The sequence below is a fragment of the Desulfoprunum benzoelyticum genome, from assembly GCF_014201505.1.
Classification (GTDB): Bacteria; Desulfobacterota; Desulfobulbia; order Desulfobulbales; family Desulfocapsaceae; genus Desulfoprunum; species Desulfoprunum benzoelyticum.
This window is the reverse complement of sequence record NZ_JACHEO010000006.1, coordinates 49,068-68,882: the sequence shown is the minus strand read 5'-3', so window position 1 is coordinate 68,882 and position 19,815 is coordinate 49,068. Positions and strand designations below refer to the sequence as shown.

General features: G+C 61.5%; 15 protein-coding genes and 1 pseudogene. 11 read left to right on the top strand and 5 right to left on the bottom strand.

The genetic code is table 11. The features are described 5' to 3' along the window. Positions 1–97: 97 nt before the first annotated feature. The 3 genes and pseudogenes from HNQ81_RS07180 to HNQ81_RS17795 all read right to left on the bottom strand — a co-directional run. Positions 98–1,249 (bottom strand): FAD-dependent oxidoreductase, encoded by a 1,152-nt coding sequence (locus HNQ81_RS07180; protein ID WP_240191612.1) that lies wholly within the window; start codon positions 1,247–1,249, stop codon positions 98–100. A 72-nt stretch (positions 1,250–1,321) separates the two neighbouring features. Beyond that, complete coding sequence (locus HNQ81_RS07175; protein WP_183349762.1) at positions 1,322–1,531, bottom strand: hypothetical protein; 210 nt, start codon at positions 1,529–1,531, stop codon at positions 1,322–1,324. A gap of 35 nt (positions 1,532–1,566) precedes the next feature. Further along, positions 1,567–1,710 (bottom strand): annotated as a pseudogene (locus tag HNQ81_RS17795) (thioredoxin-dependent peroxiredoxin); the annotation flags it as partial. Between the two features lie 459 nt (positions 1,711–2,169). Here HNQ81_RS17795 and HNQ81_RS07170 point away from each other — a divergent pair. From HNQ81_RS07170 to HNQ81_RS17530, 11 genes are all read left to right on the top strand, one after another. Beyond that, a complete protein-coding gene (locus HNQ81_RS07170; RefSeq protein ID WP_183349760.1) occupies positions 2,170–3,684 on the top strand; it encodes a multiheme c-type cytochrome in 1,515 nt (504 codons plus the stop codon). Between the two features lie 218 nt (positions 3,685–3,902). After that, positions 3,903–5,918 carry a PAS domain-containing sensor histidine kinase gene (locus tag HNQ81_RS07165; protein ID WP_183349757.1) on the top strand — a complete coding sequence of 672 codons (2,016 nt, stop codon included), beginning with the start codon at positions 3,903–3,905 and terminating at the stop codon, positions 5,916–5,918. Beyond that, positions 5,915–6,649: a PAS domain-containing protein gene (locus HNQ81_RS07160; protein WP_183349755.1), complete on the top strand. Its 735-nt coding sequence runs from the start codon at positions 5,915–5,917 to the stop codon at positions 6,647–6,649. Before HNQ81_RS07165 ends, HNQ81_RS07160 begins: the two co-directional genes overlap by 4 nt. A gap of 35 nt (positions 6,650–6,684) precedes the next feature. Continuing rightward, complete coding sequence (locus tag HNQ81_RS07155; RefSeq protein ID WP_240191611.1) at positions 6,685–8,478, top strand: sigma-54 dependent transcriptional regulator; 1,794 nt, start codon at positions 6,685–6,687, stop codon at positions 8,476–8,478. Between the two features lie 274 nt (positions 8,479–8,752). After that, positions 8,753–9,634 carry a transposase gene (locus HNQ81_RS07150; RefSeq protein WP_183349753.1) on the top strand — a complete coding sequence of 294 codons (882 nt, stop codon included), beginning with the start codon at positions 8,753–8,755 and terminating at the stop codon, positions 9,632–9,634. A gap of 5 nt (positions 9,635–9,639) precedes the next feature. Then, complete coding sequence (ftsH, locus tag HNQ81_RS07145) at positions 9,640–11,496, top strand: ATP-dependent zinc metalloprotease FtsH (protein WP_183349751.1); 1,857 nt, start codon at positions 9,640–9,642, stop codon at positions 11,494–11,496. Continuing rightward, entirely contained in the window at positions 11,493–11,975 is a 483-nt protein-coding gene (locus HNQ81_RS07140; RefSeq protein WP_183349749.1) for a cytochrome c3 family protein, read from the top strand. The genes ftsH and HNQ81_RS07140 overlap by 4 nt, the downstream gene beginning before the upstream one ends. Before the next feature lie 76 nt (positions 11,976–12,051). Further along, positions 12,052–12,984, top strand: coding sequence for a 4Fe-4S dicluster domain-containing protein (locus HNQ81_RS07135; RefSeq protein ID WP_183349747.1), 933 nt, complete (start codon positions 12,052–12,054; stop codon positions 12,982–12,984). After that, positions 12,981–14,246, top strand: coding sequence for a polysulfide reductase NrfD family protein (locus HNQ81_RS07130; protein ID WP_183349745.1), 1,266 nt, complete (start codon positions 12,981–12,983; stop codon positions 14,244–14,246). The genes HNQ81_RS07135 and HNQ81_RS07130 overlap by 4 nt, the downstream gene beginning before the upstream one ends. Positions 14,247–14,636: 390 nt before the next feature. Then, the gene (locus tag HNQ81_RS07125; protein ID WP_183349742.1) at positions 14,637–14,834 is read left to right on the top strand and encodes a hypothetical protein; all 198 of its coding nucleotides are present in this window, start codon (positions 14,637–14,639) and stop codon (positions 14,832–14,834) included. Positions 14,835–14,846: 12 nt separating this feature from the next. Continuing rightward, on the top strand, positions 14,847–15,161 hold the full coding sequence (locus HNQ81_RS17530; protein ID WP_240191610.1) for a hypothetical protein: 315 nt from the start codon (positions 14,847–14,849) through the stop codon (positions 15,159–15,161). A gap of 113 nt (positions 15,162–15,274) precedes the next feature. On the opposite strand, the gene dnaE is transcribed toward HNQ81_RS17530, so the two are convergent. Continuing rightward, positions 15,275–18,817 (bottom strand): DNA polymerase III subunit alpha, encoded by a 3,543-nt coding sequence (dnaE, locus tag HNQ81_RS07115; protein WP_183349740.1) that lies wholly within the window; start codon positions 18,815–18,817, stop codon positions 15,275–15,277. After that, entirely contained in the window at positions 18,814–19,740 is a 927-nt protein-coding gene (locus HNQ81_RS17285) for a pentapeptide repeat-containing protein (RefSeq protein WP_205240162.1), read from the bottom strand. Before HNQ81_RS17285 ends, dnaE begins: the two co-directional genes overlap by 4 nt. Between the last annotated feature and the right edge of the window lie 75 nt (positions 19,741–19,815).

Sequence of the window (19,815 nt, the reverse complement as noted above, 5' to 3'; positions counted from 1 at the left end):
GCATCCCAACAGCAATGGTCGGCGGATCCAGGTTGTCTCCGGCACGGCGCCGGGGAACATGGAGCCGCCGACCTGCGGGCAAAGGGGGCGGGGTGTCTTAGCCGTTCCTGACCTTCTGCAGCGCCTGTTCGGCGGCAATCGTTATCGGCTCGGCGCTCGGTTCGGAGGAGATGTCCGGGTTGCAGGCCGATGTGAACGTCGTCAGGTCAGCCATGGTTTTCCCGCCGAGGATACATGCGGTAACGGCATCGATTTCTCTGGCAGGGGCGATGGCCTGGCTGACGATCTGGCCGCCGAGCAGTTTGCGGGTGTTTTTGTCAAACACCAATTTCAACTTCCACGGCTTCATCCCGGGAATCATGCCATGTTTGCTGCGGGAGTCAACGACGGCACTCACGGGAGTAAACCCCTCTCTGATCGCGTTTTCTTCGGTGAGTCCGGTGGCGGCGATCGTCATGTCAAACATCTTGCAGCCGCCGGCATCGAGTACCCCGGGGAAGGCGATATCGAACCCGGCAAGCCGTTTGGCGGCCAACCGACCCTGGACCACCGCCGGCCCCCTCAGTTGTCCCGGCGTCGGTTTGCCGGTGATGAAATTGATTTTTTCAACACAGTCCCCGCCGGCCAGGATGTGTGGATCGGACGTCTCCTGATAGGCGTTGACCTTGATCCCGAACCGCCCCATCTCGAGGCCGATATCGGTGGCGAGCTGCGTGTTGGGGCGCACCCCGACATTCATGAACACCATGTCGGCGTCAAGGGTTTCGCCGGAAGACAGAGTAACGCCGGTGACTTTCCCGTCTTGTCCTGTCAGCTTTTCGACCTTTACTCCTGTCCGGATTTGCAGACCTTTGCCCTCGAGATATTCCCGGACAACATCGCTCATGTCTTTGTCGAGCATCAGGGGAAGCGGTCGATCCATCAGTTCGACGACGGTGATAGCGAAGCTGTCGGGGTTGGTCTCCGCCAGCAGCGACGCGATCTCCATGCTGATGAAACCAGCGCCGATACATACGATGTGTTTGGGTTTTTTTTCGGCCAGCCAGGTCTTGATCTTCTCGGCATCGGGGAGCCCCCGCAAGGTCATGACGCCTGCGAGATCCCTGCCTTCGATCGGCGGGACAAACGAACTGGACCCGGTCGCCAGGTAGAGCTTGTCATAGGGATATGTACCGCCGCCGGATACAAAAACAGCCTTTTGAGCGGCGTCCACCCTGGTCACTTCATCCTGAACAACATGAATACCCATGCCTGCAAGCATCGTATCGGGAACAACAATTGATTTACTGGCAGCCAGACCGGCTACGACATGCGGAAGCGCTCATCTGACGATGAAGAACTCCTCTTTGCGAATGATGGTGACATCGATTTCCGGCATGAGTTTTTTTGCCATCATGGCGGCGGGGCCGCCTGAACCACTGCATCCCACAATTACCAGTTTTTCTCCTTTTTTCATGTCGTCTCCCTTGATTGTTGTTGTGAATTGAGCAATTGACCCGGCAGCCTGTTGATTTTTGATCAATCCCTTCATCCCTGTTCCGGGATGGAGAGCGACCGGTTCGGCATCGTCGCCTTTTTCCCTTTGCTTTCACGGACCAGTCGGAAGGCCTGGATTTGCCGCATGGTCCCATTGCCGTTGGGGTCGACGGGTGGCGTCAAGATTTCAAAACCCTGAATGGGTCCTTCGGGGCCGATAACGCATCCGCCTCTCGAGAACTGAGAGCAGTGGTCCACGATCGTTGTGGGAAATTATGTGTATATGTTATATTGTGGTATTGTCATCATGCTGTCAAGATGGGTTGTAATGATTTGTTGTAAATGATGGTTGTCAAGAAATGCCGGCGTAATGAAAGGGAGGTTGGGGGGTTGGGACCGGCCGGATTTTCTCCGCCTTGCCGGGAAAAAGCGGAGAAGAACTTGCCAACTGCCATGTCATTGTGATCAAATCAGAAATGAATGCAATATGGGCAGGTTGACTGGCCGGGTCGATGATGCTGACGAATTGTCTTCCCGATGTAGCCGCCTGGATCCGAAACAATCGCAAATCGACTGTATGCCGGATCGGGATATCGATTTTCGATTGCTTCCCATCGAGCTACTTTGAAGACCGCAAGGGTCAAGGCCGGCGGCCGTGATCAGACGCCATAAACACCGACGGGGGAATATTCCATGAAGAGCTTGTTATCTCGCTTGCTGCTGTCCGCTTCTCTTATCCTGGCTGCGGCCGTCACCACCCACGGGGAGGATGCCGGTATCAGTCCGGAAACCGAGGAGTGTCTTGGTTGCCACCGCGAATTGCATCCCGGGCTGGTGGCCTCCTGGGAGAAGAGCCGCCACAGCCGGACGACGCCGGCGGGCGCGCTGCAGCAGGAGGCGATCAGTCGACGGGTGTCGGCGACGGAGATTGCCGAACCGCTGCGGGACGTGGTCGTCGGCTGCTACGAGTGCCATTCGCTGCGCCCCGACCGTCATGCCGACTCCTTCGACCATAACGGCTACAAGATCAACGTCGTCGTCAGCCCGGATGACTGCGCCACCTGCCACAGCACCGAGGTCGCTCAATATGGCAAGAATATCATGGCCCATGCCTACGGCAATCTGGTCGACAACAGCCTGTACCGTGATTTCATCGCTGCCGTCAACACCACCTATCAGCGGCAGGACGGCGAGCTGGTGAAGGGGGAGATCGACGACCGCACCGAATACGAGTCATGCCTGTACTGCCACGGCACCAGGATCGAGGTCAAGGGGATGGCGACCAGGGAGTCGGACTACGGCGAGCTGGAGTTCCCGGTCCTTGAAGGCTGGCCCAATCAGGGGGTCGGCCGCATCAATCCCGACGGCAGCCGGGGCGCCTGCACCGCCTGTCACGGCCGCCACGAGTTTTCCATCGAGATGGCGCGCAAACCGTACACCTGCTCGGAGTGCCACAAGGGGCCGGATGTCCCGGCCTACAAGGTCTATGAAGTCAGCAAGCATGGCAACATCTATAATTCCCTGGGGAAAAACTATAATTTCGACAACGTGCCGTGGGTCGTCGGCAAGGATTTCACCGCCCCGACCTGTGCCGCCTGCCACGCCAGCCTGCTGGTGTCACCCGATCAGACGGTCATCGCCGAGCGGACCCATCAGTTCAACGACCGTCTGGCCTGGCGGTTGTTCGGCGTCCCTTATGCCCATCCCCACCCGGTCCATGCCGATCTCAAGGAGGTGCGCAACTCCATCGGCCTGCCCCTGGCGGTGGAGATGGACGGCACTGCGGTCGCCGCCCATGTCATCACCAGGGAGGAGCAGGAGGTGCGCAACACCAGGATGAAGACGATCTGTCTGTCCTGTCACGCCACAGGCTGGGTCGACGAACACTTCCTCCGCCTCGACAACACCATCGCCCGCACCAACGCCAATACCCATGAAGCCACCAGGATCATCATGGATATCTGGGAGAGGGGCCATGCCCGCGGCCTGCCGCAGAAGGACAATATCTTCGACGAGGAAGCGGAACGGATGTGGACCTCGATCTGGCTGTTCAACGCCAACACGACGCGGTTTGCCTCGGCGATGGCCGGCGGCGGCGACTACGGGGTGTTTGCCGACGGTCGCTACCAGACGACCGAACAACTGTATCGCCTCCACGAACACCTCAAACTCTATGATAAACTCGACGGCAAGGCGTCGAAAAAATGAGCGCCTCGGCGTGAGCCGGCCGCAACAGGCAACGATGACGGTTGCCGGTCCGCGACGGCCGCAGGAAAGCCCTGATGTCGGCAGGAAAAAAGGCGGGAACCGTCGATGACATGGCCGGGGGGGTGATGAGATTCAGGAGGGAGGAACAATCCGGATAGACGGTCAACGGGACTGTCTGTCATTCTGCTGCATGACCGATGTGGTACCAGGGAGCAGAGATGGCCAGGTCGCTGTCGGCAGGTGAGGCCGACCAACTCAGGTTTTTCCATCATCGCAACCGGTTGTTGACGGCGATCAGGGAACACAGCCTGTGCGAACCGGAAGAACAGAGCCAGCTGTTCATCTTCCAGCAATGCTGCGCCGTGCTGAAAGAAGTCGTCGGCTGCGATTCCGTCTGGGCCGGGGGGATAGACAGAGAACGGCATCATTATGTCCCTTTCGCCTCCGTCCCGCCTGTGACCTCCGCCGATACCGTTATCCAGAGATCGATCGCCGACAGTATCAAGACCCGCTTCGGTTATGATCCGGTTGCCTTCACCGAGCCGATTTCCCTCGGCCTCGATGCCCCCGGGGCGAACAGGGGCATGGCCGTCGGCAACTATCTGGTCTGGCCGGTGGGATACCTTGGCCGGTTCTACGGCTTCGTCACTCTGGACCACCAGCAGGGCGTTGTCCTCGATGACAAGAAAAAAGAATGCGTCGGTCACATCATCGACGATATCGCTCTGGCGATCTTTGCCCTCGATACCGCCCAGAAGCTGAAGATCGAGCGGGATTTCAACAAGGAGATCGTCGATACCATCCAGGCCCTGATGGTGACCATCAGTCCCTGCGGGACGATCCTGTCCTTCAACCGCCGGGCGGAACGGGTCAGCGGTTACAGAGAGAGGGACGTCACGGGCAAATACTGGGTCGATGTCCTGATCAGTCCCGACAAGCGGCTCGAATGCCAGCAGACCTTCTCCGAGACCCTGAAGGGGGCCCAGGCCTATATCAACTTCAAGGCGCCGCTGCTGACCAGGGAGGGGACGGAGCGATCGATCAGGTGGCACGGCTCCATCCGCCACAACATCGAGCAGGGGACCGTCGGTCTGGTAATGATCGGCATCGACGAGACCGAGTCGCTGGCTGCCGACCAGCAGCTCAACATGCTGACCGCCCGCTGGGAAAAGATCTTCATCGCCATCCAGGACCCGGCCCTGGTGGTCTCCAACGACAGCATCATCATCGAGGCCAACCCGGCCACCTGCGCCGCCGCCAAGAAGCGTCGAGAGGAGGTGGTTGGTAAGAAAGTATGCGATATTCTTCACCTCGGGCATGGGGAGGGAAATCGCTGCCCGCTCGAGGATTTCATCGGTTGCCGCAGGACGCAGATATCGGAAACGGAGCTCCATGGTCTGCACGGCACCTATATGCTGACCGTCAGCCCTCTGGTGGAGGAAAACGGCGACATCAACGCGACACTGCTGCTGGCCCGCAACCTCACCGAGGAGGAAGTGGTCCGGGCCGAGGCGATCCGGGCGGCGCAACTGGCGGCCATCGGCGAACTGGCCTCCGGCGTGGCCCATGAGATCAACAATCCGATCAACGGTATCATCAATTACGCCCAGATCATCCTCGATGATCCCCAGGATCCTGACAATACCGACAACCTCTACAATATCATCAGCGAAGGCAAGCGGATCGCCGGCATCGTCTCGAACCTGCTGGCCTTCGCCCGCCACCGTGGCGAGGAACTGGCCCTGTCCAGGATCGAGTCGATCATCGCCAACAGTCTCCATCTCGTCGCCCATCTGCTGAAAAAGGACGGCATTGTCTGCTCGGTGAATATCATCGATTCTCTGCCGCCCCTGATGTGCAATGAGCAGCAGCTGCAGCAGGTCTTCCTCAACCTGATCAGCAATGCCCGGTATGCCCTGAACAGCCGCTATCCTCAACCTTGCGCTAAAAAACGGCTCGTCATCGGGGGCGAGATGAAACAGCAGGATGGCCGGAAATACATCTGCCTGACGTTCACCGATTACGGCATCGGCATTACCCCGGAGATACAGGAGCGGATTTTCGATCCCTTCTTCTCGACCAAGCCGAAGGGCGAAGGGACGGGGCTGGGGTTGAGCATCAGTCACGGGCTGATCCGTGATCATGGCGGTTTCATCCGGGTACGCAGCAAGGTGGGGGAATGGACCCGGTTTCAGATCGACTTGCCGGTGGAAGCGGACGGGGGGATGGGATGAGGGACCAGGTCTGGACAAAAATCTATGTGGTGGTTGGATTCATTCTCTATGCCGGCCTGATGCTGATGCTGCAGGGGACGGGGAGTGGTGCGGGGGAAAACGCCATTTTCGTCAGGTTCGGCCTGTTGGCTGTGCTGCTGGCCCTGGTTCTGTACGTCGTCCAACGCACTCTGCACCGGCAGCAGGAAACGTTGGCCGGTCTGCGTGAGGAGTTGGAGGCACAACGGAACCGGTCGGGTCAGATGCAGAACCAGTTTGCGGAACTGATCGAGAAGAGGGTGTTTGAGCTCCAGGTCATCAACGGCGCCCTCAATCGCGAGATCGCGGAGCGGACCCAGGCCGAGGAGGAGGTCCGGGGCCTGCAGAAGCGGCTGCACCTGATCCTCGATTCCGCCGGTGAGGGAATCCTCGGCATCGACAACCAGGGCCGGGTGATGTTCATCAACCGGGCCGCTTCGCTGATGTTGGGCCGGGAACCGGAAGAACTGATCGGCAACGGCCATCACCGGTTGATCCACCATACCCGGCCGGACGGGTCGCCGCATCCGATGGAAGAATGTCCGATTTACATGGCCTACAAGGACGGTCTGGTGCACTACCGGAGCGATGATGTGTTCTGGGGAAAGAACGGCGCCAGTTTTCCGGTCGAATACGTCAGCACCCCGATCAGGGACCGCGGCATGCTCACCGGGGCAGTCGTGGTTTTCCGCGACATGAACACCTTCAAGTAAGGGTTGAACCGGCTGCGGCCGGTCAAATCAACGTCATGATGCCGAACGAGATGATACCTGCCGCGATCCTGGTTGTCGATGACGAGCCCAGTCTCCGCAACACCTTCCGCACTTTTCTGAAGCGGGCCGGCTATCAACGGGTCGAGGCCGTGGCCTCGTTCGGCGAGGCGATCGAGGCGGTGACGGCCCGGAGCTTTGACCTCATCATCTGCGATATCGTGCTCGAAAGCCATTCCGGCATCGATCTGTTGAAGGAGTTCCGCAGTCTCGGCACGTCCTGCCCGGTGGTCATGATCACCGGCTATCCCCACGTCGAGACGGCGGTGGAGGCCGTGCGGCTCGGGGCCTTCGATTACCTGGCCAAACCGGTGGAAAAGGAGGTCCTGCTCAAGACCGCCCGCCTGGCAATCCGCCAGCATCGCCTGGTCCAGGAGAAACTGGCCGCCGACTCCGCCTGCGAGCGTTACCGGCGATTTCTCGAAACGCTCTTTCGCAGCGTTTCCGACAGCATCGTTTCCGTCGATCAGGATCTGACCATTGTCAAGATGAACCAGGCTGCCGGCCAGCTCTTCCATGCGCTACAACCGGCTCTGCAGGAAGGGGGCCGGCTCGATCTCCTCTGTTATAACAAGAACTTCTGCCGGCTGACGGAGAGCGTCAGGGACGTGATCGTCAACGGCACGGAAGTCAGTGACCATCGCCTTGAGTTCTTTCCGGACGGAAGCTGCCGAGTCATGAGCATCTGCGTGTCGCCGCTCGATGACGGCACCGGCGTCCCCGCTGGGGCAGTCCTGGTTTTCCGGGACATGAGCCGGCAGAATCGCGGCGACGAGGAGGGGAAGGTCCGTCTCCATCGGCTGATCGGCGCCAGCCCGGCGATGCAGCAGGTCTTCCTGATGATCGAGAACATCGGCCGGGTCGACACGACCGTGCTGATCACCGGCGAGAGCGGCACCGGCAAGGAGCTCGTGGCCCACGCCCTGCACCAGGAGAGCAGCCGCTGCAACCGGCCGCTGGTGATGGTCGATTGCGCGGCGATGCCGGAGAACCTGCTGGAGAGCGAGCTGTTCGGGCACCGCAAGGGCGCTTTCACCGGAGCGGAAGAGAACCGTACCGGCCGGATCCTGCAGGCCGACGGCGGCACCCTCTTTCTCGATGAGATCGGCGATATCTCCACCGCCATGCAGCTGCGCCTGCTCCGCTTTCTCCAGGAAAAGACCTTCTATCCGGTCGGCAGCGATCGCGAGGTCCGGGTCGATGTCCGGGTCGTTGCCGCCACCAATGCCGATCTGAAGGAAAAGGTGGGCAATGGCAGTTTCCGGGAAGATCTGTACTATCGCCTGCTGATCATCGATATCCATCTGCCGCCGCTCCGGGAGCGGGAAGGCGATGTCATGCTGCTGGCCAACCACTTCCTGGACCGGTATGCCAGCAGGATGGATAAGGGCATCAGCGGGATTTCCCAGCAGGCCATGGAGCTTTTCTGCCGTTACCGCTGGCCGGGAAACGTGCGCCAGCTCGAACATGCCATCGAACGGGCCTGCATCCTCTGCCAGGGCACGACCATTTCGACCGAACACCTGCCGGATGAGATTCTGGACGGTTCCGGGGAGGGGCTCCGCTCCCCGGCCCCGATCGCGGAGCCTGTCTGGCCGCAGGCTGCCGGCCGTCCGCCCTGTGGCGTTCAGGACGACCAGGCAGGGCAACGGATCGTCGCCGCCCTGCGCACGGCCGGCGGCAACAAGGCCAAGGCCGCCCGTCTGCTCGGTGTCGACCGCTCGACCCTGTATCGAAAGATCCGTGAGCTGCATATAGTGCTGGATCTCTGAACCAACCCCTCCATCCCACACAAGTGTGGCCACAGTTCTGTGGCCACACTTGTGTCGCATTTGTCGCCCATCGCTCTCCGCTCCCCAGTTCATCGTCATCTGCCGACCGCCTGAAGTCATCGCGAGGCCTGATTCCCTGCGCCTTGGCGGGGTCCTGGAAAAAAAATCCACCGATAATCCGGTCGGCCGTCAAGTTGGCATTGCCTATGCTATTGAATGATACATCAGGGGATGGTGCTCCACCTGCACGGCAATGACAGGAGGCGTCAACGATATGGCCGGGACGAGCAGAACAGGGATCAACAGCCGTTTTACCAACGAACATGCCTGCGTCACCTATCTGTTTCGCCGCCGCTGGCCGCTGGGATTCAGGTGTCCGTTCTGCGGAGCGGTGCAGAAGGAAACGGCCCCGGCCTACACCGTCGTCTGCCGCTACTGCCGCAAACAGACGTCCATCACTGCCCAGACGATCATGCATGGCAGTAAGAAGGACCTCGGCGCCTGGCTGCAGGTGGCCTCGCTGTTCTGTTCCCGCAGTCAAGGGCTGAGCGCCCGCGAACTGCAGCGCTTGATGGGATTGACCTGCTATCAGACGGCCTGGAGCTGGCTGCAGAAACTCAGGCTGGCTGCGGCGCTGGCGGAATCGGCCGGCTGTCGCGGTCAGGTTCTCTTCGATGTCGTCGCTCTGTCGGCAGCGGCCGGGGGGCGGCTGGTATCCCGGGAAATCGCCATGGCGCTGGAACTCAACGCCCGCAAGGCCGATTCGGCGCGCGTCAGATTTCAGGTCCTCCAATCCCGGACCCCGCCGGACTTGGCTGCCGCCATCTCTTCTCTGGTGATGAAGAATTCCAGCCTGCAGGTAGGCGACGGGCGGAGGGCGGAGTATGCCGGCCTTGCCGGCGCCTTCCATCTCGGAATGGCTGCGGCGGAGCAGCGGCAGAAGGGCCGGGATGTGGTGGAGCAGGCGGAGGCCTGGCTGCAGCGCGTCTTTCACAGGGCCGTCGATGGCGCCTATCTCCAGACGTATCTCGATGAGTTCAGCTTTCACTGGAATACCGCCTTCTGGCCTGACCGCCAGGCGGTGCTCGATCATCTCGTCACCGCCCTGCTCTCTTCCGACGGCGGGATGTCCCCATATGTGGTCAGGAGAGGGTGAGGGCCATGCGGAACAATGTCCAGCTCGGATTGTTTCTGATTCTCCTGACCGTTCTCGGCGTCCTGGGATACAATGTCTGGCTGCTGGAGACGACCCCGCCGGAACGGAGTTATTCCGCCTTTGTCGACGATCTCAGGGCCGACCGGATGGTGGCGGTGGCTATCCGGGGGAGCGAAATCCGGGGACACGACCGGGGGGGAACGGAGTTCATCACCTATTCTCCGGATATTACCGCCGTCATGCCGCTGCTGGATCAGAAGGATGTCGAGGTCAAAGTCAGCCCGCCGCCGAGCCCCTTCACCAGGGTTATGGGCCTGGTGCTGCTGTCGATGATTGCGGGCGGAATCTGGCTGATGTTCAGCCGGCGCTCGACCTACGGTGACAACACGATCTGGAAGGACAAGCGCTTCCAGATCAGGACCGGACCGGGTGAGACCAAGACCTTTGCCGATGTCGCCGGCATCGACGAGGTGCAGGAAGAGCTCAAGGAGATCGTCGACTTCCTCAAAAACCATCAGAAATACAACCTGCTTGGCGGCCGGATCCCCAAAGGGGTGCTGCTGCAGGGGCCGCCGGGAACCGGCAAGACCCTGCTGGCCCGGGCGATAGCCGGCGAGGCCTCGGTACCCTTCTACTCCATCGGCGGCTCGGATTTTGTCGAGATGTTCGCCGGCGTCGGTGCATCCCGGGTCAGGGAGCTGTTCGGACTGGCGAAGAAGACCGCCCCCTGCATCGTCTTCATCGACGAGATCGACGCCATCGGCAGCCGGCGGACGAGCGGCGGCTCCAACGAGGAGCGGGAGCAGACGCTCAATGCCCTGCTGGTCGAAATGGACGGCTTCTCCAGCAACGAGACCGTTATCCTGATCGGCGCCACCAATCGTCCCGACGTCCTCGATCCCGCCCTGCTCCGGCCGGGGCGCTTTGATCGTCAGCTCACCGTGTCGCTGCCGAACCTGCTCGGCCGGGTCCGGATCCTCGAGGTCCACACCCGCCAGGTGGCCGTGTCGCCCGGCCTGAACCTGACCCTGATCGCCCAGGGCATCCCCGGGTTCAGCGGCGCCGACATCGCCAACCTGGTCAACGAGGCGGCCCTGATCGCCGCCCGGCGGCAGAAGCAGGCGGTGGAAATGGACGACTTCGAAGACGCCAAGGACAAGATCCTGCTCGGTATCGAACGCCGCAATGCCGCCATCAACGAACGGGAGCGCCGGGTGATCGCCTACCACGAGGCCGGTCACGCCATCGTCGCCCAACTGCTGCCGGAGACCGACAAACTCCACAAGATCACCATCATCCCGCGGGGCATGGCCATGGGCCTGACCCAGCAGATTCCCTTCGAGGAGCGTTATACCTATTCCCTGGTGTACCTGCTCAACCGCATCAAGGTCCTGCTGGGGGGACGGGTCGCCGAGAAGATCGTTTTCAACCACCTGTCGACCGGGGCCGCCAACGACATCGCCGCCGCCACCGATATCGCCACCCGACTGGTCTGTGAGTGGGGGATGAGCGCCTCCCTCGGTTCCACCGTCTACCGTCACAAACAGCACCAGTTCCTGGGCGACATCGCCACCCGTGGTGATTTCAGCGAGGCGACGGCGCGGGAGATCGATCTCGAGGTCCGGCGGATCATCACCGACTGCACCGAAGAAACCGAAAAGCTGCTGCGCAGTCACAACCGTCTCATCCATGAGCTGGCCGAGGTGTTGCTGATCAACGAAACGATCGATGCCGAGGAAATCAATATCGTCATGCAGTGCTATATGAGTTCGGTCGGCGGTATGCAACCCGACCGAACGGAACAGGCCGTTGCTGTCCCGTCGGTCGCGGCTGTCCAACCTACAAGGGGGATTCCGGTATGAAGTGGGCAAAGAGCGTTCGAGCGATCTGTTGCAGTCTTGTCGTGACCGCATTGACTGTGCCGGTCATGGCGATGGAGGCGGAGGATGCGCCGGAGACGGTCAGCCTCGACGTCCTCCAGCGTCTTTACGAGGCGGTGGAATTCGACCACCGCCTCCATGCCGACGGATTTGAATGCGCGTCCTGTCACCACCACACGACTGGAGGCGGGACCCGGCAACCGGTCTGCGTCAAGTGCCATGCCGATTCACCCGAAGCGGCGGAAGTGGCGTGCTCCGCCTGTCATTCGGCGGAGGGGCCGACCTTCGGCAGGACGGGGGAAAAACAAGAAGATCGCTATCACATCGATACCCCCGGACTTCTTGGCGCCCTGCATCTGCAGTGCCTGGGGTGTCATCGCACCGAGGGCGCCGGGGTGGGCTGTGAGGACTGTCATCGGCTATCCCCGGCCGGGGTCGAGCGGTTTTCGGCGCAACGCTGAATCCGCCCGGTGGGGACGTTGCCGGGTCAAGGTTATCGGGACGGAGTGTGAACCTGGGGGGAAGGAGGAAATGTTCATGGGTGAGAAAACAACACGCAGAACCATGCTGAAGAGCGGGGTGGCGGCGGCCATCGCGGCACTGCTGTCGCCGCGGCAGAGCAGCGGCCATCAGGTGAAGGAGTACCCGGATTCGATGGGGGTCCTGGTCGATCTCGGGCGCTGTGTCGGCTGCCGCAGCTGCGAGGCGGCCTGCAACGCCGAGCAGGGGCTGCCTGAGCCGGAAAAGCCGTTCAACGACATGACGGTCTTTGAAGAATTGGAACATGGCCGGCAGCGGCGGACCGACGAAACCCGCTATACCGTCGTCAACCGCTATGAGGCGCCGGGGCGTGAGCATCCGTTGTTCCGCAAGGTCCAGTGTAACCATTGCCAGGAGCCGGCCTGCCTGACGTCCTGTTTCGTCAACGCCTACACCAAGACTCCGGAAGGGGCGGTGATCTACAATCAGGATGTCTGCGTCGGTTGCCGCACCTGCATGATCGCCTGTCCCTTTTATATCCCGGCATTCAAGTACTCCAGCGCCTTTTCGCCGCGGATCCAGAAATGCGTCTTCTGTTACGACACCCGGCTCAAATACGGCAAACCGCCGGCCTGTGTCGAGGCCTGCCCCCAGGAAGCCCTGGTCTTCGGCCGGCGCCAGGATCTGATCAAGGTCGGCCGGCGCCGGATCGAGGAGCACCCCGATCGCTACGTCGATCATATCTATGGTGAATACGAGGCGGGGGGGACATCCTGGCTTTATCTGTCGCCGGTGCCGTTTGCGCAGATCGGCTTCAATACCGAACTGCCCCATGCCCCGATCCTGGATTCGGTGAAGAATTTCCTCGGCATCGTGCCGATGGTGCTGACGATCTGGCCGGCCCTGTTTGCCGGTTTCCATCTCCTCGCCACCCGCAAGGAGACAGCGGCAGGGGAAGCGGTGGATCACCCGGAGGAGGAGAAGCGATGAAAAACCTGGTCGCGGAAAGCGATTATCTGCCGCTCAGCAGTTCCTATCGAGTCGACGGCAGTCCCTGGACATTGAAGGAAAAGATCCTGCTCGGCCTCACTGCCCGTCAGTATCTGCGGCAGCTGCTGCGCAACCCCGTCAACTGGCTGCTGCTGGTGCTCTTCGCGGTCGGCCTGCCGCTGCTGCTGCAGCGCTACCTGGTCGGTCTCGGTTCGGTCACCCATGCCTCCAACGATTACCCGTGGGGCCTGTTTCTCGGTTTCGGCCTGTTCGGCATGGTGCCGCTCTCGGCCTCCGGTTTCCTCCTCGGCACGACGGTTTCCCTGTTCGGGCGGAAGGATTTCCATCCCATCGAACGCCTGGCCCTGCTCAACGGCCTGCTGGGCTATTTCTTCGCCGTCGTCTATCTGCTGGTCGACCTCGGCATGCCCTGGCGGTTGACCTATCCGATGGTCATCTCCTTCGGCCCGGCGGCGGTGCTCTTTCTGGTGGCCTGGCATGTCGCCACCTACCTTTCGGTGCAGGTCGCCGAGGTCCTGCCCTCATTTTTCGAGTGGATCGGCCGGTCGGCATGGAAGATCCACATCAAACGGATCACTCTGGGGCTGACGATCGCCGGTATCATCCTCTCAACCCTGCACCAGGGGGCATTGGGAGCCCTGTTCACCTATGCCCCGACGAAGGTGCATCCCCTCTGGCTGTCGAGCGAATTCCAATGGATTCATTTCTTCTGTTCGGCGATTTTCGGCGGACTGGCGATGGTGATCGTCAGTTCCACCCTGATCGATCGTTGGATTCCCTGGCGCTGCGGTCATGCCTTCCGGGCCAATCTGCAACGGATGACCCTGGGGCTGGGAAAAGGCGCCTCCTATGCGATGATCACCTATCTGGTGATCAAGCTGGTGGCGATCGCCCATGATAACGAATGGGAACAGCTGCTTGGCGGCTGGGGCCTGTACTACCTCCTCGAGGTCGGGATCGGCGTGGTGGCGCCGATGCTGCTCTTTGCCACCGGCGTCCGCAACGGCGAGGTCGGCAAGGTCAGGATTGCCGCCTTCCTGACGGTGGTCGGCATTGTCTGGAACCGTCTCAATACCGCGCTTGTCTGCTTTAACTACCAGATGTATGCGGAGATCCCGCACTGGAAGGAAGTCTGGCTGACGATCACCCTCTACGCCCTGTATTTCGTGGTCTATCGCTGGATCGTCTATCGTCTGCCGATCGTTTTCGAGTGGAAGGAAACGGCTGCGCCTCAGACATGATATACAGGGTCTCGACAACGATAGCACCATTGCCTCGTGAGGGGCAGGAACACTGACCGGTTTCTGCCCCTCACGGCTTTTCTTGCAACTCGATGCTGATCCGACGAGAGGCCTATCTCAAAGATTATACAACATAAATGCAGTAATGTGGCACGGCGCCAGGCTGGCTGCGACAGATATGGCCGGAGAAGTTCGCCGGCGAGGGGCCGCATTTCCCCCTGAATGTCTAAAAAGTTCAAACATATCATCAATATGTATCGTTACGGCGAGGCCATTCTGGCATGAGACGCATAACCTGAGAAAAAATTTTTCTGGCATACCGAATGCAACTACCTGGGTACAGGCTGATGAGGAGCATCAGAACAACCACCACAAGAGACGGAGGATGCCATGAAAAGTTCGATTATCACCAAAGATAAGATTGCAGTCGATTACGCCGACGAGATCATGCGCTTCACGCTCAAGGTTGGAGCAGTCGCCAGTGGCCTTATCGGAGTCTGGGCCTTCACCTGCCTGTTCGCCGGGGTGGTCGATGTCGGTCCTATGGAGCTGGTTCGCGGATATATCAGCGCGATCACCGGTCGTTGAGAGGAGGATGCCATGGAAACGAGAGGATCGAGAGCTGTCGAAAAACTGTTGATCGGTGCGGGTGGGTTCTTCTTTCTCTGGGCGGCGGTGATGCTGGTCGGGGGTCTGCGCCAGGCCAACTGGCAGGTGACGGAACTGGCCCGGCAATACCTGGCGGCTACGGGAATGATCCAGCCGATCCACACCTTGGTGGATTTCTACACCCATATCAAGGGCATTGAATACATCATCTGTGTCGCTTTCTTTGTCGCCTTCCCGGTATTTTTCCGTTTTGTCGAGAAGAGGAAAACACCGCCGGTACGGTCGATTGTTCGGCTGCCCAAGTGATGATTCCAAGAGGTGTCTCGTTCGATCCAACGACCACGGCCCCGCGATGAGCGGGGCCGTGGTCGTTGGGGGTTGCAACCGTCACCCGTTGCCGCGACAATCCATCTCCGCTTTCAGGCCGCCTTGGCCGAGCCGTTGCCGCCGTTGCCGCCGTTGCCCCATTTTCGCCGCGGCGGCGCGACGATCTCTTTTCTGGTGAACGAACAGGCCCGGTAGCCGAGGGCCTCGTCGATCCGGTCGGTCAGCTCCCGGCACGGCCTGACCGTCATATCCCTCTCCACCTCGATATCCACCTCCCCCTTGGCGGCGAAGTGGATCGTCAGCACGACCGGACAGGGGCCGTGGAACTGGAGGAGGATCTTCTTGATGGCCTCCAGTTTCGGCCGGTTGATCTTGTCGGGCTGGAGGCGGAGCTGCAGGGTATCGGTGTATTTTTCCCGCGCCGCCGGCAGCAGGTCGACGGCGTCGGCGATGATCTTGATCCCCCGTTCCTCTTTCTGGATCGTACCCTGGATGACCACCGGTTCGGTGGTCTCGAGGATCTCGGCACAGCGACCGTAGGTCTCGGGAAAGACGACGACCTCGACGGCCTCGAAGATGTCCTCGATCGTGACAAAGGCCATCGGGTCGCCCTTCTTGCTCTTGTGGCGCTTGAAGCTGCGGATCAGGCCGCCGATCCGCACGATCTGGCCGTCTCCCATCTCGGTCAGGCCGTGGATATCGCTGTCGATGACGGTGCGGATCTCGGCCAGCGAGTCGTCGAGCGGGTGGCCGGTGATGTAGAAGCCGACCGTCTCCTTCTCGTAGGCCAGCCGTTTCTGCTCGCTCCACTCCGGGAGGTCGGGCATCGGCACCTCGTTGATCTCCCGCGACCGGTCGGCCGCCGCCGGCCCGCCGAACAGCGACAGCTGGCCGCTCTGCTGGTCGCGCTGCACCGCCTTGGCCTGTTCCATCGCCTTGTCGAGGACCGCCATCAACTGGGCGCGGCGGTGGCCGAGCGAATCGAAGGAGCCGGACTTGATCAGGCTCTCGATGACCCGCGAGTTGACCCGCCGGCTGTCGACCCGGTTGCAGAAATTGGACAGCGAGGTGTAGCGGCCGTTCTTCTCCCGCTCCTCGATGATCGATTCCAGCGCCGACTCGCCGACGTTCTTGACCGCCGCCAGGCCGAAGCGGATGCGGTCGTCGATGACCGTGAAGCCGATGCCGCTCTCGTTGATGTCCGGCGGCAGGACCTCGATGGTGTGTTCCTTGCAGTCGTTGATATAGCGTACGACCTTGTCGGTGTTGGTCATGTCGCAGGACAGCAGGGCGGCCATGAACTGGGCCGGGTAATGGGCCTTGAGGTAGGCGGTCTGGTAAAGGATCAGGGCGTAGGCGGCGGAGTGCGACTTGTTGAAGCCGTAGCCGGCGAACTTGGCCATCAGGTCGAAGACGTAGGCGGCCTTGTCCTCCGGGATCCTGTTGGCCTTCGCCCCGGCCATGAACTTGGTCTTCTCCGTCTCCATGACCTCGGGGATCTTCTTGCCCATCGCCCGGCGCAGGGTGTCGGCGTCGCCCAGGGTGTAGCTCGCCAGGATGTTGGCGATCTGCATGACCTGCTCCTGGTAGACGATGACCCCGTAGGTCTCTTCCAGCACCGGTTTGAGCTGCGGCAGCGGGTAGTTGGCGGTGCTCCGTCCGTGCTTGGTCTCGACGAAGTCGTTGACCATCCCGGAATCGAGCGGCCCGGGGCGGTAGAGGGCGACCAGGGCGATCAGGTCGGTGAACTGGGTCGGGGCCATCTTCACCAGCAGTTCGCGCATCCCGGCGCTCTCCAACTGGAAGATGCCGAGGGTGTCGCCGGCGCACAGCAGGTCGAAGGTCTTGAGGTCGTCCATCGGCAGGGTGTCGATGTCGAGGTCCGTGCCGATATCGGCCTTGATGTGCTTCAAGGCCTTGTCGATGACGGTCAGGGTCTTCAGGCCGAGAAAGTCGAACTTGATCAGTCCGGTCATCTCGGTATGCTTCATGTCGTACTGGGTCAGGGTCTCGTTGTTGCTGCCCCGGCAGACCGGCAGGTACTGGACCATCGGCCCGGGCGAGACGACGACCCCGGCGGCGTGGGTCGAGGTGTGGCGGGCCAGGCCCTCCAGCGTCATCGAGATGTTCAGCAGTTCCTGGACCTGTGGGCTGGCGGCGGCCAGCTCGCGCAGTTTCGGCTCTTCCTCCATCGCCTTTTTGATCGTCATCTTCAGCTGTTCCGGCACCAGCTTGGCGATCCGGTCGACCTCGGCCAGCGGGATGTCGAGGGCCCTGCCGACGTCGCGGATGACGCCGCGGGCCTTCATCGTCCCGTAGGTGACGATCTGGGCGACGTGATCATCGCCGCCGTACTTGTCGCGGACGTAGTCGATGACCTCGCCGCGCCGGTCCTGGCAGAAGTCGACGTCGAAGTCGGGCATCGACTTGCGCTCGATGTTGAGGAAACGTTCGAACAGCAGGCCGTAGGGCAGCGGGTCGATGTTGGTGATGCGCATGCAGTAGGCGGCGAGGCTGCCCGCCCCCGAGCCGCGGCCGGGTCCGACCGGGATGCCGTGGTCCTTGGCCCAGTTGATGAAGTCGGCGACGATCAGGAAATAGCCGGGAAAGCCCATCGTGGTGATGACGCCGATCTCGTATTCGAGGCGCTCGGTGTAGCGCTTCTCCACCTCCTTGCTGAAGGTCCCGATCCGGCGCATCGTCTCGAACCGGTCCTTCAGGCCGTTGCGGCAGATGCGGGAGAACATCGTCTCGATGGTCTCACCCTCCGGCACCGGGAAGTTGGGAAAGTGGTATTCGCCGAAGGCGATCTCGAGGTTGCAGCGGGAGGCGACCTCGACGGTGTTGGCGATCGACTCGGGGCAGTAGGCGAAACTCTTCTTCATGGTCTCCGGTGATTTGAAGTAGAGCTCGTCGGTGGAGAAGCGGAAGCGCTTCGGGTCGTTGATCGTCCGGTTGGTCTGGATGCAGAGCAGGACCTCGTGGGCGTAGGCCTCGTCGCGGTTGAGATAGTGGCAGTCGTTGGTGGCCACGACCTTGATGTCGAGCTCTTTTCCCAGGGCGATCAGGCCGTCGTTGACGACCTGCTGCTCGGACATGCCGTTTTCCTGGATCTCGAAATAGTAGCGGTCGCCGAAGATTTCCTTGAACTCCAGGGCCTTCTGTCGCGCCCGGTCCATATCCTGCTGCAGGATCAGCCACGGCACCCAGCCGTGGAGACAGGCCGACATCGCGATCAGGCCGCCGCTGTACTGGCGCAGGACCTCCATGTCGATCCGCGGCTTGTAGTAGAAACCTTCGAACTGGGCGATCGAGGCCAGCTTCATCAGGTTCTGGTAGCCCTCGATGTTCATCGCCAGCAGGATCAGGTGAAAGGCGGTGGTGCCGTCGACGGCCTTCTTCTCGCGGCGGTCGACCGGGGCGATGTAGAACTCGCAGCCGATGATCGGCTTGATCCCGGCCTTCTTCGCCTTGCTGTAAAACTCCAGAGCCCCGAACATCGCCCCGTGGTCGGTGATGGCGACGGTGTCCATTTCGTATTCCCGGCACTTGGCCAGCAGGTCGGAGACCCGGATGGCGCCGTCGAGCAGGCTGTGCTGGGTATGGACGTGGAGGTGGACGAACCCGGCGCTCATGGCCGGCGCTCCAGGCCGACGACCCCTTCGAGATGGGCGCCCTGAAGGCCTACGCCCCGTGTCATCGCTCCGGTGAGATTGGCCTTGATCAGGCTGGCGCCGCTGAGGTCGGCGTCGCTCATGTTGCAGTTGGCGAGATTGGCCCCGAGCAGGTTGGCGTTGACCAGGGTCGCCCCGGCCAGATTGGCGCCGGCAAGGTTGGCCCGGCGCAGGTTGGCGCGGCTGAGGTCGGCGCCGGCGAGATTGGCGCCGGCGAGGTTGGCGGTGACCAGGTCGGCCCCGGCGAGGTCGGCCCCGGCGAGGTTGCAGTTGGGGCAGTTTCTGGCCATGAAGGCCAGGGTGTGGCGGAGCTCCTCCGGCGGCGGCGGGGGTGAGGCGACCACCCGGGGCGGCGGGGCCGGCGCCGGCGCCGCCGCTGACGGGGACGGTCGGTCAGCGGCGGCCGGCTGACCGGACGCCATTTTCGCCCGCAGGTAGGCCTTGTCCTTCTTCCGGCCGGCCGTTGCCAGCTTTTCCGGATCACCCTCGGCTACGGCGGCGGTATAAGCCCGGGCCCCGTTGGCGGTGAAGAGGGCATAGTTGCCGGCCCCGGTCCCGACCATCGTGAAGCAGCGTTCGTCACCGTAATACCAGGTGTCGAATTTCAGGCACAGCTGTTGGTCGCTGCTGACGTCCCACGCGCCGGTGTCGCGGCTGTTGCCGCTGCTCCGGGCGGAAATCCGGCCGCTGTCGAGAAAATGCACCCGGGCGTTGAAATCGATGGCTTTCAGATGCACGGTATTGCCGGAGACCGTCTGGAAGATCTGTTCGGCAGAGAGCTGGGTTTTGCCTTCCCGCACCATCCGTTCCTGATTGCCGGTGGCGCAGCCGGACAGCAGGGCGAGCGTCACCACCAGGCCGATGCTGGACAATTGTGCGTACATGGTATCCTCCTGGGAGAAAAAATGAGTGGTTGATAACCGCAGTATCGGCAACGACCGCGCCGCCACCCCCGGCGG